The sequence below is a fragment of the Amycolatopsis sp. w19 genome (assembly GCF_051373225.1).
Taxonomy (GTDB): domain Bacteria; phylum Actinomycetota; class Actinomycetes; order Mycobacteriales; family Pseudonocardiaceae; genus Amycolatopsis; species Amycolatopsis japonica.
Map to the genome: position 1 here is coordinate 241592 of NZ_JBPQFM010000006.1, position 16976 is coordinate 258567.

Consider the following 16976-nt stretch of genomic DNA (forward strand, 5'->3'; position numbering starts at 1 on the left):
AACTGGTAGCGCCGAGTGCACGTCGTTGTCGCTCACCTGCGCCGCACAGCTCTACCGCAGATCTTGCCCGCCTCCCCCGGACGCCGAAACCGCCCCGTGACCGATGCCACAAAGCCATCCGGACACGAGGTCCGCGAGGTGTTCCGGTGCGTCCCTGGCCACAAGGTGACCCGCCGACGGCACGCGGACGACGGTGACCCGCCGGCCTGCTTCGCGCAGGCGGCCGACATCGGCGTCGCGCAGCGGCGATCCCTGACCGCCGTGCACCACCAGGATGGGCAGATCCACGACCCCGGCCGTGGCGAGCAGGGCGGGACCCGAGCCGAGGACGTCGTCCACCAGGCGGGTGTAGCGGCCGGTGAGCCCATGGAAATCGAGCCACGAACGCGCCCTGCCCGGCTCCAGGTCGGGCACGACGTCGACGAGCACGAGCCCGGACGCGCGCGCCGCGACGGCGGGATCCGCGAGCGCCGCGATGGCGGCCAGGCCACCGACCGAGGCGCCCACCAGGACGACCGGCGCGGGCTGGCTCGCGATCATCCCGGCCACGTCGTCGGCCAGCGCCCGGAGCGTGGTCGCCCGGCCGGAGCTGTCGCCGTGCCCGCGCAGGTCGAAGGCCACCGACCGGAAGCCGTTCCGGGCCAGCACCGCGGCGACCGGCGTCCAGACCTCGCGGCGCTCCCCGCCCGCGTGGAGCAGCAGGACCGTCGGGCCGGCTCCGGTCACCGTGCCCCGCAGGGTGACCTCGCCCAGGTCGAGGCTGATTTCGGTACGCATGACATCCCCCTTACCTTGGATCGTCAAGGTAACGCAGATACCTTGGCCCATCAAGGTACGATCCGCCCGTGACGACTTCCCGCGCACGACGGGCGCCCGAAGAGGCCCGGCGGCTGATCCTCGACGCGGCCGCTTCCCTGCTCGGCGAGTCCGGCGTCGTCGCCGTCCAGATGCGCGCCGTGGCCGCGCGGGTCGGCATGACCGACGCCGGCGTCGCCCATCACTTCGGCAACCGCGAAAAGCTGCTCGCCGAACTCCTCCGGCACGGCGGCCGCCGCCTCCGGGACGCGCTTCAGGACCTGCTCACCAGCTGGCTGGATCACGACGCCGACCTGCTCGAATTCGTCGAAGCCCTGCACACGCTGTACCGCGACGGCTACGGCGAGCTCGCGGTGGCGCTGCACGCGGCGGGCTGGCGCGACCCGGGCAGCGGGATGCTCGACCCGGTCGTCGACGCCCTCCACCGGCTCCGGCCCCCCGGCGGCTCACTCGACGACACGCGGCTCGCCGTCGCCGCCCTGCACCAGGCGATGGCCACGGAGCCCCTGTACGGAAGCGATTTCCGGCGCAGCGCCGGGCTCACCGGGACCGCTGCCGACGATTCGTCCGCGCAAGTACGCTGGTGGGCGCGTCAGCTTCATTCGGCGCTCGGGCTCAGGCCCGATACGGCCCCTGGTCCCCGAGATCCGGGCTCACCCGAGGCGTCCGGCCCTCCTGCCCCGGCACCGGGGTGACCGTCGGCTCCGGCACGGGTTCGGCGTCATCGTCCGCGCTCTTCCGCCGCCGCGTGCCGACCGCCACGTCGTCCTCGCGCCGCCGGGCGAGCACGGACAGGGTGAGCACGTGGGCCACGGCCACGAGCAGCAGGAACACACCCAGCCTGCCGACGAACGCGGCCGTCGAACCGGACCAGTCCGGAGCCACGACCACCAGCAGCGCCAGCATCCCGATCGCCGCCAGATGGAAGACCGTCACCACCATCCAGGCCACCGATCCGCTTCCCTCGCGGGCGTCCGGCGCGGTCAGGAAGCGGCGGGCGCCGCGGTACAGGACCTGGCCGTCCGCGACGACGAAGATCAGGCCGATGATCAGGAAACCCGGGAGTTCGTTGTCGGGCATCGTTGCCTCCTCCGTTTCCCGGGGGATACCCGCGGAACGCCGGGAGACGGGCCTCATGCCTCGATCGTATGACCGGCCGGGTCCGTGAAGGCCCACTTGAGGGACTTCGTTCCGGCGGGCGTGTGTCCCCAATGTGGCATTGGGGACACTGAGCGTCTCCGATGCCACATTGGGGACACACGCATAAGTCCGTGAAGGCCTCCTTTCCTCGGCTCAGCCGAGAAAACTCGACCTTCACACCTTCCCCAGGTACATGAAGGCCCCCATCCTTGCGCCTAGGTACAGGAAGGGGGCCTTCACGTACTTCAGCGAGCAAAAGCGCGTCAGCGAATGCCCTGCGCCAGCCGTTCCCCCAGGCCTTCGACGTCGTCGAGCGCTGCTCGCAGCTCGGCGGCGTACTCCTCGGCCCCGGCCCGCAGGCCCCGCTCGACGACGTCCACGGCGTCGAACGTCTCGACGTCCCCTCCGCTCAGCGCCGCGACGGATTCCTTGACGACGGCGCCGAGCAGCAGTTCTTCGGGGACCCCCGGCGCCCCTTCCAGCGGCCAGACGAGGTCGTCGAGCACGCATTGCCCGCCGACTTCGCGGACCAGGCCCGCCGCGGTGCCCCCCGGCACCCGGAAACCCTCCGGCAGCACCGCGCGGACGCTCATGTTGTGCGAAAGCCAGTACAGCAGCTGCGCGTTCACTTCCAGCTTGACCGGCTTCGGCGCCAACCACAGCGTGAGGTTCACGTAGTACTCGGTGAGGCGGTCGAGCACTTCGCCGCCCTTTTCGAAACCCCACAGGTTGATGTCGAAATAATGGTGCCAAGTGGCGTCGGCGACGATTCGCCCGACGCCGGCGGCCGCGCCGTCGTACACACAGGACACGCCGTAGACCTGGCCGTTGCGCTTGTCGGTGCCCTGCGCGACGATTTCGGGCTTCGGCTGCCCCGAACGGCCGGACGGCCAGACATCCGCCGGGAATTGCGCCGGGACGACCAGCTGCCCCTCGTGCATGTGGTCCGGGAAGATCGTGATCGGACCCCGCCGTCCCTGGAACAGCACGTGCGGCCTGCCGAACCGCTTCCGCAGGATCAGCTCCTGCGGGTACGGGTCGAGATCGTTCGGAATCGGATTGTTGATGTCACTGCCCCACGGATCCGGCTGGTGGGTGTTGTGACTGAACTCGATACTGGCGTCGGGCCGGTCGTTCCACACCCGCAGCTCACCCGCGCGCGGGACCCGGTGCCCCAGTGCCCGCCCCAGGTTCAGGTAGTCGGGCAGCGACGGATCCGCTCCCGGCGGACGCGGATTCGAGTGGTCGCCGCAGATGAGCACGCCACCGCCGGCGTCCATCCACGTCCGCAGCGCGGCGACCTCCGCGTCCACGAGTTCGTTTTCCGGCTCCCCCGGCATGTTGGACTGCAGGATGCCGAAGAACCACACCTGCTCGTAGCGGCCGAGCACTTCGGAAGTGAGTTTGTTGGCGGCGTGCCCGCCTTCGTGCCGGTTGATCAAATCGATCTCGAACTCGGCGAAGAAAGGCTGATTCCCCAAAAGGAGATCACGGATGATTCCCAAGGAGAAGCCGCCGTTCCCCGAGAAGCCGACGAAATCGGTGTAGAACAGAATTCTGATCTTCGGCTTGGCGAGCGGGCTGACTTGATCAGCGACGAGACGCGCGTCGAACATCGGTATTCCCCCTTGCTTGAAGCGCCATGCCGTCCTCCCCGGCGGCGCCCTCCCTTCCACGTATACCGGAACTTCCGATGATCGTGCAGGCACCGGAGCGCGCCCGAAAGGGCGGCCCGGGACGCGCTTTTCGCCCGCGCCGGGTGATCTTCGGATACCGGCGATCTGCCACCGTGGAACACCGATCCGCCTCCCGGAAGGTGCCGCATGGTGCGAATATCGTTCGACGAATTCTCCGCGTACCGGTTCCGCCGCCGGAAAACCGGCGGGCGACGGAAAACCCGGAGCCTCACGAAACGGCCGCCCCCGATTCCGGCGCCACCTCCCGCCACCGGCACCCCGTTTCCCCGCGCACTGGTGGTGCTTCTGGGATCCGCCGCCGCGGTCGTCGTGCTGGCCGGGCTGAGCGCCGTCGCCTGGCTGGCCGGGCCCGTGTTCCTCGCCCTCGTCATCGTGATCACCCTCGACCCGGTGCGGACCTGGTTGCGCGGCAAGGGTTTCCCACGCTGGCTCACGGTCGCCGTCCTGGTCGTCACCGTCTACGCCGCGTTGCTCGCGCTCTTCCTGGTGGTCGTGGTCTCCCTCGCGCAGCTTTCCGCCCTGCTCCCCCGCTACGCCGGACAGGCCGACGAACTCCTCCGTGACGGAACGGCGTTCCTCGGCCGGTTCGGGGTCGGCGAACCACAACTGCGCGAAATTCTGTCCACTATGGACACGGGCAAGCTGATCGGGTTCGCCGGATCCCTCCTCGCCGGCGTCGGCGGCCTGGTCACGAACCTGGCCTTCCTGCTCGCCTTGATGCTCTTCCTGAGCACCGAATCGGCATGGGCCGGGCAACGGCTCGGCCGGATCTCGCGCGATCGGCCGTGGGTGGGCGCGGCGTTGCGGCGGTTCGCCTTCGGCACGAGGCGGTACCTGGTGGTGACGACGGTGTTCGGCGGGGCGGTGGCGATACTCGACACGATCGCGCTCGCCCTGCTCGGCATCCCGGCGGCCGTGCTGTGGGGGCTGCTGTCCTTCGTCACCAACTACGTGCCCAACGTGGGTTTCGTGATCGGGGTGGCCCCGCCCGCGCTCATCGCGCTCCTCGACGGCGGCTGGCGCGCCATGCTCGTGACCATCGCCGTGTACGTCCTGCTGAACTTCGTGGTGCAGTCGCTGATCCAGCCCCGGTTCGTCGCCGAGTCGGTCGGTCTGTCCACTTTGGTCACCGTACTCGCGCTGGTGTTCTGGACCTGGCTGCTCGGGCCGCTCGGCGCCGTCCTCGCCGTGCCGGCGACGCTGCTGGCCAAGGCGCTGCTCATCGACGTCGATCCGCGGGCGCGCTGGGCCGAGGCGCTGCTGTGCTCGCCGGATCGCCGGAAGGGCTGACCATCCGCTCAGGTCAGGCCGTGGTGGCGCGCGACCACCACGGCCGACCGGCGGTTGTTCACCCCGAGCTTGCCGTAGATCGACCGGACGTGGGTCTTCACCGTGTTGACCGACACCGTCAGATCCGACGCGATCTCGTCGAGCGAACGCTGGGACGGCAGCCGCCGCAGCACCACCTGCTCGCGATCGGTCAGCTCACTGGGCGGGGTGTTCGGCACGAGACGCCCGCGGACCGTCTGCGCGAAGCGGTCCAGTGAGCCGAAACCACCGGAATGGTCGATCAGCAGGTTCCTGACGCGCGGTTCGGCGAGCGCGAACGGGCGGATCAGCCGTTGCGGCCGCGCGAGGGTGAGCGCGCGGTCGAGCGCCTGCAGCGCCAGGGTCCGCCGGTGGGAACGCAACGCGAGCGCGGTCTCGGCCAGGCGGGTGTCCACCGGGGTGGCCGGCAGCAACGCGGGAGCGGATTCGGTGGCGCGCAGGACCTTTTCGGCGAGGTCGGTCTCCTCGACGGCGAGGTGGGCCCGGATCTGGAGCAGGGCCAGTTCGGCGGTGCCGGACAAGCTCTGCTGCGCCCAGGCGAACACCTCGGCCGCGTGCAGGCCCTCGCCCACCACGAGCGCCGCGTGGTGCTCGACGACCGTGCACATCCCGATGATCTCGCGGGGCAGTTCGAGATCCGCAAGCCGCCGCCGGGCCGCCCGCATGGCCTGCGAGCCCGCCGTCCGGTCGCCGCCGTCGAAGCGGACCATGCCCTCGAAGAAACCCCGCAGCGGCCCCAGAACCGGTGCGGATACGGGCACCTCCGCCCGCGGGGCCCTGGTCAGCTCGCCCGCGGCCGCCACCGGTTCGAAGCGCATCAGATCGTCGTAGGCGAGCATCAGATGGCATTCGGCGACCCCCGGCGAGCGGCACCAGCCGTGCCGCCGGGCGACGGCGAGCGCGCCGATGCACGCGCGCCGCATCGCCGTGTGGTCACCGAGCAATCCCGTCGCGACGGCGAGCGCGAGTCTGCTGTGCAGGACGAGATGTTCGAGCCGTTCCCCGTGAGCGAGGCGCAGCGCGGCCTCGGCACGGGCGACGGCGTGCCGCCGGGCGCCCCGGTGCAGTGCCCGCCAGACCAGGTCGACCTTGTCCCACGCGATCGACTCCGGCGACCGCGTCACCGTGCTTTCGGGCGGCCCGTTCCCGGTCACCAGCGCGAGATGGGGCGCGGCCAGCCGTCGCAGTCCGTCGTCACCGAGATCGGTGGCGGCGGCGGTGAACTCCCCGCGCTGGACGTGTTCCAGCGCGGACGCCAGCCGGAGCCGGGGGCTCGCGCTCAACGCCCCTTCACCCAGATAGGCGAGCGCGCCCCGGACGAGTTTCCCGTCGCCTGCCAGTACCTGGCGCACCGCGTGGTCACGCGCCAGGCGCAAGGCGCCCTGACGATCCCGGCCCGCGACGGCGTGCGTCAGCGCTTCCCCGAACCGCCCTTCCCCTGCGTACCAGCGGGCGGCGATCCCCTGCAGCCGCCGTGCCCGCGCCGGGGACCGGCGCGCCAGCTCCGCCTGCAGGAAACCCCGCAGCGGGGCGGGAAGCCGGTAGGTGTCGGCCGGCGTGCGCACGACCAATCCGGTCTCGCGCTCGAGTTCGTCCAGGGTCACCCCGGCATCCGGCGAACCGGTCAGCCGCGCCGCGAGCGCCGCGCTCACGTTGTCGCAGACACTGACGCACAGCAGCAGATCCGACGTCGCGGACGGCAACCGCGAGAGCACCTCGTCGGCGAAGAACCGGGCCACGGCGAGCTCGTCGCCCCCGACGGCCGCGACGAGCCCGTCCGCGTCCTCGGCCTCGCGCACCGAGACCGCGGCCCAGCCGAGCGCGGCGGCCCATCCCGCGGTGCGCTCGGTCAGTTCGCGGACCCGGTCCTCGCCCACCGTGGCCCCGGTGGAGCGAAGCAGGTGCGCCGTTTCCTCCACGCTGAAGCGGAGTTCGGCGGCGCCGAGCCGGGAAAGCGCGCCTTCGACCGCCAGGCGGGCCAGCCGCAGTTTCGGCTCGACGCGGGTGGCCAGCACCAGCCGCAGCATCGGCGGCTGGTGCCGGGCCAGCGCGGCGAGCGCTTCCACCGGCTCCGGACGGGAGATCTCCTGGACGTCGTCCAGGACGAGCCACACCGGTTCACGCAGCCCGGTGAACACGTCACCGAGATCGGCGAGGAACTCGGTGCGCCGTCCGGGTGACGGTGGCCCGAGCCGGAACTCCGGGAGGCCGAGGTTCCGGCGCAGCGAGAGGAGGACGGCCGACCACAGACGGCGCTCGTCGTTGTCGTCGTCGTCCAGCGACACCCAGGCCACGTCCCGCCGATCGCGGGCCCAGCAGGCCAATGCGGTGGTCTTGCCGGAACCGGCGGGCGCCCGGAGCACGGTCACCGGCCGGGTTCCGGCACGGCCGAACAGGGCCGTGAGCCGGGCGCGCGGGACGAAGATCCCCGGCACCCGCGGCACCGTCACCTTGGCCGAAGGGATCCGCCAGGACCGCGATGTCGTTCGAGCGGGCAAGTCAACCTCTCGATCGTCCGAAGGATCGCGACCCCGGCGAGGCCACGACTGTACTGGTCAGCGGGTCACCAGAGCTCGTCCGAGGTCTCGTCCCCGTGCACGAGCACGGCCCAGATCACCAGGACGTCGAGGGCGATGACGACCACGCCCCAGATCGGGTACGCGGACAGGAACACCAGCTGCGCCAACGCGTTGAACCCGGCGAGCAGGACGGTGACGACGCGGGCCCACGGCGCCCCGGTGAACAACGCGCTCCCCGCGAACACGGCGAGGACCCCGACGATCAGGTGGATCCAGCCCCAGGCGCCGAGATCGAAGACGAGCAGCCCCGACGGGCCGAGCAGGTAGTAGTTCTGTTCGAACAGCGCGACCAGCCCCTCCACCGCGGTGAACAGGCCGGCCATGATGGTGATCGACGCGGCGAACCAGACCCAGCCCGATCGCCGCGACGCCCTCGCGGCGTGCTCCGGCGAGGACGGCGGGCCGGTGTCCGCCGTGGTGGTCCAGTGATGCGCTCTTTCGCTCATGGTCCCTCTTTTCGGAAGCGGGGGCTGCGGACCCGGGCGATCATGGTGCGTCCACCGTGACGGCGGCCTCCCCCGCGCCAGGTGAGATCAGGGCCGTGTCCCCGCCGGTCCGCCTCATCCGGCCCGGGCGATGCGGGAGTGCCGCCGCCCGGAGCACAGTGCGGCCTCCGAGCACCGATCCCGACCGAGGAGGACGCACCATGAGTTCGCTGACCGTATGGGCCTTTCCCACCGCGGACGGCGCGGAGAACGCGCTCGCGCTGCTCGAACGGTTGCAGAAACAACAGCTCATCAAGATCGCCGACGCGGCCTATGTCACCTGGCCCGAGGGCAGGAAGAAGCCGAAGACCAAGGATCTCGGTTCGCTGACCGGCGCCGGCGCGCTCGGCGGCGGGTTCTGGGGACTGCTGTTCGGCCTGATCTTCCTGGTGCCGCTGCTGGGAATGGCCGTCGGCGCGGCGATCGGGGCACTGACCGGCTCGCTTTCCCGCGTCGGCATCGACGACGACTTCATCGCCGCGGTGCGGGCCAAGGTCACGCCCGGCACGTCCGCGTTGTTCGTGATGGCGGACGGTGCCGTGCTCGACCGGGTGGCCGAGCCGTTCAAGGAGACCGGCGCCGCCTTGGTCACCACGAATCTCACCGACGAGGAAGAGGCGCGGTTGCGTGCCGCGTTCGGCGAGTTCGCCCTCCCCGAACGGCTCTGATCCCGGCCGCGGGTTTTCCCGATTCACCGCGCGATCGGGAAAACCCGCGACGGCAGTTCACGGACCCGGTGCACGGAGTCCACGCGCATCCCGAGTGCTTCGAGTGCGCACAGAATGCGCGAAACGCTTCTTTGCTCGGTCACCGTGCCGAAGACGATCAGCTCGCCGCCGATCGGGACCACGCACATTCCCCGGAAATCGTCTACCGCCCGGTTCGCCTGTTCGGGGATTCGGCCACTGCCCCGGAAGACGTAATTCATTCCGGCCAACGGGCTCATCGGTTCCCCTTTCCGCGCCCGGCCAGGTACCAGGCCGCGACGAGTACCGCCAGGTCGACCGCCGCCATGATCGAAGACCAGGTGTGCCACGGCAGGAAGAGCAGCCTCGCGAACAGGTCGAGACCGGCCCGCGCGGCGAGCCGGATCGAGGTCACCGAGGTCAGGGCGGCGAGCAGGACGGCGAGCGAGAAGAACCCCGTCTCGGGTCCGACCCGGCCGGTCCCCAGAAGGTCGAGTACCGCGAACTCGGCGGGACCGATCCAGAAGAACTGTGTCGCGACGAATACCGACGTCGGCCGTTTCCGGCCATTCCCTTTTCTCCGGCAATCTCCACGGGCCATCACGCGGCACACGATTCTGGGTGCGCTCGCCCTTTTCCTCGCCCAGCACGGGTGAGACCGGCGAATTGCCTGGCAGGATCCGCTCCGACGATGTGAAACTGGCCGCGAAGGAGGCTGGCGCATGATGCAGGATCAGCATATTCCGCCGCGAAGACGGGTCCCGAGGACAAAGGTGACCATCCCCGATCCGCCCCCGGATCTCGTTTCCCGGCCGCGTTTGCTCACCGCTCTCGACGAAGCGGGAGAACACGCGTTGGTGTTCGTCGGGGCGCCCGCGGGTCTCGGCAAGACGGTGCTGCTCGCCGAATGGGCGGCCCGCCGTCGCGGCGCGGTGGCGTGGGTGTCCGCCGACGCGGAAGACGACGACGAGCGGCTCTTCTGGTCTGCGGTCCTCGAAGCACTGTGCGGCTGTGCCCGGATCCCGGCGGGGAATCCTCTGCGCTCGCTGGCGGTCCCCGAATCCCCCGGCACGGATCTCGCCTTCCTGGCCACGATCGCCGACGCGCTGGACACGGTGGACGAACCCGTCCTGCTCGTCCTCGACGACGCGCAGGAGATCACCCATCCCGGCACCTGGCGCGGGGTGCGTGCGCTCCTGCGCCATCAGCCGTCGGGGCTGCGGCTGGTGGTCTCGAGCCGTCTGGAGCCACCGCTGCCGCTGGTGCGCGCCCGGGTGGCGGGAGGACTCGTCGAAGTGGGCGTGGACCGGTTGCGCTTCTCGCCGGAGGAGGCCGACGCCCTCATCTCGGCGATCGGGCCGGGCATCCCGCCCCATCAGGTGGGGCTGCTCGTGAGCAGGACGGGCGGCTGGCCAGCCGGACTGCGCCTCGCCGCCGCTTCGGCGGCACGTCAAGGAAATCTCGCCGACTTCTTCGCCGGACGGGACCGGGCGGTGCTCGACTACCTGACCGACGAGGTACTCGCTCCCCTGTCCGCCGTCCACCGGGATCTGTTGCGCGCGATCAGCATCTGCGACGAGATCCCGGTGGGGCTGGCGGCCGCGTTGACGGACCGGCCGGACGCGGAGGCGCTGCTGCGGGAACTCGGTGAACCCGCGCGCGTGGTCCACACCGGCGGAACCCCGCCGCGCCACCGGGTCCCGCCCCTGCTGCGCACCTACCTTCGGGCCGAGTTGCTGCGCCGGGATCCGGACCGGACGAGATCCCTGCACGCGGCCGCGGCGCGCTGGTTCGCCGAACACGACCAGGCCGCCGCCGCATTGCTGCACAGCGTCCGCTCGGGGAACACCACCCGCGTCGGCGAACTTTCGCGCCGCCACGCCGTGCCGCTGTTCCTCAATGGTGAGCACAACGTCCTGCGGCTCGCGCTCGCCGTCCTCGGTGAACGGCGGGCCGTGGCCTCTCCCCTGCTCGCGCTGGTCTCGGCCGCGCTGTATCTGGAACGGGGTGAACCGACGTCGGCCGAGTCGCAGCTGAGCTGCGCGGACGCGGCCTGGCCCGCCGAACCGGAGGCGGAGCTGACCGTGTTGCGGCAACTGGTGCGATCCCGGCTGGCCCAGGTCGATCGCGGCCCGGCGCAGGCCGTCCGCGCGGCGGAACAGGTCGACGAGCATCTCGCGGCGGACACCGGGCTCAGCGGGCTGGCGACCCTGCACCGGGTGGGTGTGCTGACCGCACGCCGCGATCGTGCCCCCGCACGGGCGGCACTGGCCCGCGTCGCCGAGTCCGCCGGGGACGCGCGTCACCATTTCCTGGCCACGCAATGCCTTGTCACGCTGAGCGGACTGGCCGGATCGGACGGCGATTACCGCGAAATGGAGGCGCTCGCCCGGCGGGTGCAGGCCCGGCACGCGGCACACGACCCGCATCGCTCGCTCGAAGGCGCCCAGGTGTCCGCGCAACTCGCTTACGGCTCCTTGCTGCGCGGCGAGGCCGCCGAATGCGTCGAACACGCGAAACAGATCGGCCGGATGCTCGGTGACGCGCCTGCCCGCGCGGCCGCGAATCTGGGCCTGATCGCCGAAACCCTGCGCGGCGCGGCGGAATTCGAGCTCGGCGGGTGGCACTCGGGACTGCGGAGGATGCGCCGCGCCCGCACCCGGCTAGGCACCGGGCGGAGTTTCTCCGCCGAACACGCGGCGTGGTGCGCGGTGCTGGAACACCGGGCGGCCCTGCGGCTCGGCGCGGCCGATCAGGCACGGGAGGCCTTCCGCTGGGCCCAGCCGATCATCGCCGGTTCGGGCGAACTGCTGCTGATGCGGGCCCGTACCCAGCTGCGGCTCGGCAGGCAGGGCGCGGCGAGTGCCGTGCTGCGCTCGCTGTCGGAGGACGGCGCGCCGATGTTGTTGCCGTGGTCGGGGATCGAGGCGTCGCTGATCGGCGTGCGGGCGGCGCTCGCGGCCGGTGCGCCGGAACGGGCCGTGCGGTCGCTGGACGACGCCCTGCGCGCCGCCGAACCCGGCGACGTCCGGTTTCCGTTCGTGTTCGCCCCTTCCGACGTCATCGCGTTCCTGACCGCGCGGCTGGGCAAACTCGGCGCCGGTGAGCGGTTCGCCTGCCAGGTGCTCGCCCGGCGCCGCGAATCGCGCACTCCGCCGATGCCGGCGCCGCTGACCGAACGGGAACGCAATGTCCTGCGCCTGCTGCCGACCCAGCGCTCGATCGACGAGATCGCCCAGGATCTGACGGTTTCGCCGAACACGGTCAAAACCCACGTCCGCGGCATCTACGCGAAACTCGACGTCCGCAGCAGACGTGACGCCGTGGCGATCGCGCTCCGGCGCGGCCTGCTGGACACCGAGGGCATCGATCTCCCGCGCTGACGGCCACTCGCGATCCCGTGTCGCGAAAGCCACTTTCGCAACGTAGAAGGTTGCGAAAGTGGCTTTCGCAACGCCGTTCCGCCTTACCCCTGAACGGAATTCGAACCCGACGTGAGGAGACCACGGCCTTGGCGCGTACGACCGACACCACGCGGGCGGTTTGGCGGTTCGTCCATCTCGCGGTGCTGCGGCCGCTGCTCACCGTCACCGCGTTGCTGTGCCTGTACTACCTGCTCCCCGTCGACCAAGGGCTGCGTCCCTGGACCGTGGCCGCCTTCGCCGGCGGCCTCGCGATCGTGGTGCTGGTCATCGTCGGCGAGGTGCGGATGATCCTGCGCTCGCCGTTCCCCGCGCTGCAGGGGATCCAGGCGCTGGCCTTGGTCGTGCCGCTGTTCCTGCTCCTGTTCGCCGACGTCTACTACGTGCTCGGGCAGGACCGGCCCGGCTCGTTCGGCACGGAGCTGACGCGAACCGACGCCCTGTACTTCACGGTCACCATGTTCACGACGGTCGGTTTCGGGGACATCGCGCCGGTTTCGGCGACGGCGCGGATCCTCGTGATGATCCAGATGGTGGCGAACCTGCTGGTGCTGAGCATCGCCCTGCGGGTGATCGTGACCGCCGTGCGGCACCGGCGTTCGTCCACAGTGGACCTATCGCGCGGGCAGCAGCACCGCGGCGATCAGGCCGATCACCCCGGCCGCGGTCATCGTCGCGAGTGCCCAGGCGAAGCCGTGGCCTGCCGCCCCGGCCAGCACGGAACCCGCGAGCGCCGTCCCCACCGAAGAACCCAGGTTGGACACACCGCGCGAGACCCCCGAGATGTCGCCCTGGGCCGCGTCCGGGCTTCGCGACTGGACCAGGTTCACCGACGCCGTCAGCATGATCCCGACCCCGGCACCGAGCAGGAACAGCCCCGGAACGGCACTCGCCACCCCTGAATCCGCCCGCACCAGCAGGAGCACGAGCAACAGCCCGGCGATGGCGAGCACGAAACCACCGCGGATCAGACGGCGTTGCGCGTGCCGCCGGGCCATCCGTCCCGCGGCCGCCGAAGCGGCGAGGATGCCGATCGTGGCGGGTGTCAGCGTCAGCCCGGTTTCGACGGCGTCGTACCCGCGGGCCTGCTGCAGGAAAACGGCGATCACGAAGAACGAGCCCTGCAGGATCAGCCATTGCACGTGCTGGGTGATCAGGCCGAGCCGGGTGACGCGGTCGCGGAAGAGCGCGGGGGACACCAGCGGTTCGCGGCCGCCCCGTTCCCGTGCGCGGATGTGGAAGTGGAACGCGACAAGGATCGCGGCGCCGAGTCCGATGAGGAGCCAAGCCGGACGCAGCACACCGGCCACGACGAAGAACAGGCCCGCCGCCGAAAGCACCGCACCGCCGACGTCGAACGGGGTGCGGGCGGGGGTTTCCGGCGGCTCCGCGATCCGCAGCGCCAGCAGGACGATCACACCGACGATCAGCACCTGGAGGAGGAACGAGGACCGCCAGCCCAGCCACGTCGTGATCAGCCCGCCGAGGAGCGGACCGGCGGCGGCGCCGAGCGCGCCCGCGCCGGAGACCACGCCGAACCGGCGCGCCCTGGTCTCGACGTCGGGACTGGCGACGGTCACCAGGATGTAGATCGGCGGGATCATCAGCGCCGACCCGATGCCCTGCAGCAGGGAATACCCCAGCACCAGCGCCACCGGCCCGTGCGCGGCCGAGGCGAGCAGCGCGCCCGCGCCGTAGACGGCGAGGCCGGCGACGAAACACCGCTTGCGCCCCAGGACGTCGGTCAGTTTGCCGCCGGGCACCATCAGCGTCGCCATGGTGAGGGTGAACAACGTGATCGCCGTCTGGACGCCGAGCACCGTGGTGCCGAGGTCGGCGGCGAGCACGCTCACGGCCACGGTCATCGTCGTCGCCGCGTAACTGGCGACGAACTGGGCGAGGGCCAAGGGCGGCACGAGCATCGGCGTGGCCTTCCGGTCGGGGTTGCCGCCCACGGTGTCGTGGCCACCACCTGGCCACCTCACCCCGGGCGGATGAGGCGGCGCCCACCCGTCCGGACGACGGTGATCACCGACCGCACCCGATGCCCGAGGAGGCGCCATGCCCGAAACCGCGATCGCCGACCACGGCCTGATCGGCGATCTGCAGACCGCCGCGCTGGTCACCACCGACGGGTCGATCGACTGGTTCTGCAGCCCGCGTTTCGACGCGCCGTCGGTCTTCGGCGCGCTGCTCGACGACGAACGCGGCGGCCGGTTCCGGGTCCGGCCGAGCGGGCCGCATACGAGCAGGCAGATGTACTACCCGGACACCGCGGTCCTGATCACCCGGTTCTCCGGCTCGGACGGGATCGGCGAGGTGGTCGACTTCATGCCCCCGTGTGACGGCGCCGCGACCGCGCGGCACCGGATCGCCCGTCTCGTGCGCTGCGTCCGGGGCAGCATCACCTTCGACATGGTGGTCGCGCCGCGATTCGACTACGGCCGTCGTCAGCACGAGGCGATCCCGTTCGGGCACGGCGTCGTCTTCGTGTCGAGCGAACTGTCGCTGACGTTGCACCCGGTCCGCGAACCCGGCGACGAGCACCTGGCCGAGACGCGGCTCGAAGGCGGCGACGCGCACCTGCGGCTGAGTCTCACGGCGGGTCAGGTCCGGGGCGTCGTCCTCGAGACCGACACCGCGGAACCGCCGCGGGAGATCCGGCTCCGCGAGTTCACCGCCCTGTTCGACGGCACGGTGGGCTGGTGGCGTTCGTGGCTGGCCCGCTCCACCTACCGCGGCCGCTGGCGCGAGATCGTGACCCGCTCGGCGATCACCCTGAAGCTGCTCACCTACCGGCCGACCGGCGGTCTCGTCGCCGCGCCGACCCTCGGGCTGCCGGAGGAACTCGGCGGGGAACGGAACTGGGACTACCGCTACACCTGGGTGCGGGACGCGTCGTTCTCGGTCTCCGCGCTGCTGGCGCTCGGTTTCGCCGAAGAGGCCGCCCGCTTCGGCGGCTGGCTGGGCGACCGGATCCGCGAAGGCGGCAACGGGGACGGCGGGCCGTTGGCCGTGCTCTACCGCGTCGACGGCGCGACGGATCTCCGCGAGGAGGATCTCCCGCACTGGTCCGGCTATCGCGGGTCGAGCCCGGTCCGGATCGGCAACGACGCGGCCGGGCAGCTGCAGCTGGACATCTACGGCGAGGCGATGGACAGCGTCTACGCCGCCGACCGGGCGGGTTTCGAACTGCCCCATCGCGGGTGGACCGCGGTCCGCGCGGCGCTCGACTGGCTCGGCGAGCACTGGGACCAGCCGGAAGAGGGCATCTGGGAGACCAGGGGCGGCCGCCGATCCTTCACCTACGGCCGGTTGATGAGCTGGGTCGCCTTCGACCGCGGCCTCCGGATGGCGAGCACGCACGGCCGTCCCGCCCCGGTCGAGGACTGGACGTGGCAGCGCGACAGCATCTACGACCAGATCCTGAACCAGGGCTGGCACCGGACGAGACAGGCGTTCGTCCAGCACTACACCGGGGACGAACTGGACGCGTCGCTGCTGCGGATGCCCCGCACCGGTTTCCTCCCTTCGCGGGATCCGCTCTGGCTCTCGACGCTCGACGCGATCGGGAAGGATCTGGTCGTCGACAGCCTGGTGCACCGGTACGACCCGGCCGTGTCCCCGGACGGCCTGGCGGGCACGGAAGGCACTTTCTCCTTGTGCAGCTTCGCTTACGTCGACGCGCTGACCCGGGCGAGCAGGCTGGACGAGGCGCGGGCGGCGTTCGAGAAGATGCTGACCTACGCCAACCACGTCGGCCTCTACGCCGAGGAGATCGCGCCCAGCGGCGAGCAGCTCGGCAACTTCCCGCAGGCCTTCACCCACCTCGCGCTGATCGACGCGGCGGTCACCCTCGACGCCGCTTTGGGCTGATTGCGCGAAGATGCGGGGATGGGTTACCGGACCTGGATGCGGTACTTCACACCGTCCGCCGTGCACCGACGGCTGGGCCTGGTGTGCCTCGGGGTCGGGCTGCAGCACGGCGTCCTGCCCGCCGTCGGGCCGCGTGTGCTCGACCACTACGTCGCCGTGGTGGTGTCCAAGGGGCGCGGGTGGTTCGCCGTGACGGGCGGGGAACGGCAGGAGGTCGTCGCGCCCGCGCTGCTGTGGCTCGTCCCCGGGGTCGGGCACCACTACGCGCCCGACCCCGCGCACGGCTGGGAAGAATGCTTCGTCGACTTCGACGGAAGTGCCGTGGACGCCTATGTCGAACTCGGTTACGTCACGCCCGGGACGCCGGTGGTGCCACTGGGCGACGTCGAGGCCGTGCGCGACATCGTGAGCCGGATCGTGCGCTGCGCGCGCGGCGGCAGCCCGCTCGCCCAGGTCGACGCTTCGGCGGCCGTGCATCATCTGCTGGTGGCGTTGCGTCGGGCCGCCGACAGCACCCCCGACGACGGCGCTCTGCTGGAGGCGCTGGCGCAGGACGCCCTGCTGCCGCTCAGCGTCGCCGAGATCGCGGCCCGCCGCGGCATGACCCTGCCCGAACTCCGCACCGCCGTGCGCCGGAGCACCGAGACGGGGCTGAAGGATCACCTGCTGACCCTCCGCCTCAACCGCGCCAAGGAACTCCTCGCCACCACACGGATGCCGGTGCAGGAGGTGGCGCAGGCGATCGGTTACGAGGACGCCGCCTACTTCAGCAGGCTCTTCACCCGCCGGGCCGGCGTCTCCCCCGCGCGCTTCCGCGAATCGCGCGTCCAGGCCGTCCCCGGCGGCTGGAGTTCGCGCGTTCCCCCGGCCGACGACCCGCCGTTGGTACCCGACTGACCGCCTTGGACTTCCCCACACCAACGCTTGGACTTTCCGCGCAATATGT

14 protein-coding genes and 1 pseudogene are annotated in these 16976 nt (G+C 71.1%); 7 read left to right on the forward strand and 8 right to left on the reverse strand.

Features of this window, described 5'->3' with window-relative positions; all coding sequences use genetic code 11:
- Positions 1-51: 51 nt before the first annotated feature.
- A complete protein-coding gene (locus ACSMFO_RS15835; RefSeq protein ID WP_436459201.1) occupies positions 52-777 on the reverse strand; it encodes an alpha/beta fold hydrolase in 726 nt (241 codons plus the stop codon).
- Positions 778-845: 68 nt separating this feature from the next.
- Here ACSMFO_RS15835 and ACSMFO_RS15840 point away from each other — a divergent pair, with 68 nt between their 5' ends.
- Positions 846-1511, forward strand: a complete 666-nt coding sequence (locus ACSMFO_RS15840) for a TetR/AcrR family transcriptional regulator (RefSeq protein ID WP_436459202.1) — start codon at positions 846-848, stop codon at positions 1509-1511.
- On the opposite strand, the gene ACSMFO_RS15845 is transcribed toward ACSMFO_RS15840, so the two are convergent.
- Both ACSMFO_RS15845 and ACSMFO_RS15850 read right to left on the reverse strand, forming a co-directional pair.
- Positions 1432-1896 (reverse strand): hypothetical protein, encoded by a 465-nt coding sequence (locus ACSMFO_RS15845; RefSeq protein WP_436459204.1) that lies wholly within the window; start codon positions 1894-1896, stop codon positions 1432-1434. The genes ACSMFO_RS15840 and ACSMFO_RS15845 overlap by 80 nt on opposite strands.
- Before the next feature lie 323 nt (positions 1897-2219).
- Positions 2220-3572, reverse strand: a complete 1353-nt coding sequence (locus ACSMFO_RS15850; protein ID WP_436459206.1) for a hypothetical protein — start codon at positions 3570-3572, stop codon at positions 2220-2222.
- Positions 3573-3779: 207 nt separating this feature from the next.
- Here ACSMFO_RS15850 and ACSMFO_RS15855 point away from each other — a divergent pair, with 207 nt between their 5' ends.
- Entirely contained in the window at positions 3780-4943 is a 1164-nt protein-coding gene (locus ACSMFO_RS15855; RefSeq protein WP_436459207.1) for an AI-2E family transporter, read from the forward strand.
- Between the two features lie 8 nt (positions 4944-4951).
- Here the strand turns inward: ACSMFO_RS15855 and ACSMFO_RS15860 are convergent, their stop codons facing one another.
- Complete coding sequence (locus ACSMFO_RS15860) at positions 4952-7432, reverse strand: LuxR C-terminal-related transcriptional regulator (RefSeq protein WP_436459208.1); 2481 nt, start codon at positions 7430-7432, stop codon at positions 4952-4954.
- A 113-nt stretch (positions 7433-7545) separates the two neighbouring features.
- On the reverse strand, positions 7546-8007 hold the full coding sequence (locus ACSMFO_RS15865) for a DUF7144 family membrane protein (protein ID WP_038518305.1): 462 nt from the start codon (positions 8005-8007) through the stop codon (positions 7546-7548).
- Between the two features lie 200 nt (positions 8008-8207).
- On the opposite strand from ACSMFO_RS15865, the gene ACSMFO_RS15870 reads away from it, so the two are divergent.
- Complete coding sequence (locus tag ACSMFO_RS15870) at positions 8208-8714, forward strand: DUF1269 domain-containing protein (protein WP_038518308.1); 507 nt, start codon at positions 8208-8210, stop codon at positions 8712-8714.
- Between the two features lie 23 nt (positions 8715-8737).
- Here ACSMFO_RS15870 and ACSMFO_RS15875 read toward each other — a convergent pair whose 3' ends face one another.
- Both ACSMFO_RS15875 and ACSMFO_RS15880 read right to left on the reverse strand, forming a co-directional pair.
- A complete protein-coding gene (locus ACSMFO_RS15875) occupies positions 8738-8992 on the reverse strand; it encodes a hypothetical protein (RefSeq protein ID WP_228694664.1) in 255 nt (84 codons plus the stop codon).
- Positions 8989-9333: a hypothetical protein gene (locus ACSMFO_RS15880; RefSeq protein ID WP_378417826.1), complete on the reverse strand. Its 345-nt coding sequence runs from the start codon at positions 9331-9333 to the stop codon at positions 8989-8991. Before ACSMFO_RS15880 ends, ACSMFO_RS15875 begins: the two co-directional genes overlap by 4 nt.
- A gap of 172 nt (positions 9334-9505) precedes the next feature.
- Between ACSMFO_RS15880 and ACSMFO_RS15885 the strand changes: the two genes are divergently transcribed.
- Positions 9506-12115 carry a LuxR C-terminal-related transcriptional regulator gene (locus ACSMFO_RS15885; RefSeq protein WP_436459211.1) on the forward strand — a complete coding sequence of 870 codons (2610 nt, stop codon included), beginning with the start codon at positions 9506-9508 and terminating at the stop codon, positions 12113-12115.
- A gap of 326 nt (positions 12116-12441) precedes the next feature.
- Positions 12442-12681, forward strand: a pseudogene (locus ACSMFO_RS15890) (ion channel); the annotation flags it as partial.
- Between the two features lie 87 nt (positions 12682-12768).
- Here the strand turns inward: ACSMFO_RS15890 and ACSMFO_RS15895 are convergent.
- Positions 12769-14076 (reverse strand): MFS transporter, encoded by a 1308-nt coding sequence (locus ACSMFO_RS15895; RefSeq protein ID WP_436459277.1) that lies wholly within the window; start codon positions 14074-14076, stop codon positions 12769-12771.
- Between the two features lie 139 nt (positions 14077-14215).
- Here ACSMFO_RS15895 and ACSMFO_RS15900 point away from each other — a divergent pair, with 139 nt between their 5' ends.
- Both ACSMFO_RS15900 and ACSMFO_RS15905 read left to right on the forward strand, forming a co-directional pair.
- Complete coding sequence (locus ACSMFO_RS15900; RefSeq protein ID WP_436459213.1) at positions 14216-16030, forward strand: glycoside hydrolase family 15 protein; 1815 nt, start codon at positions 14216-14218, stop codon at positions 16028-16030.
- Positions 16031-16048: 18 nt separating this feature from the next.
- A complete protein-coding gene (locus tag ACSMFO_RS15905; RefSeq protein WP_436459214.1) occupies positions 16049-16927 on the forward strand; it encodes a helix-turn-helix domain-containing protein in 879 nt (292 codons plus the stop codon).
- The last annotated feature ends 49 nt before the right edge of the window (positions 16928-16976 follow it).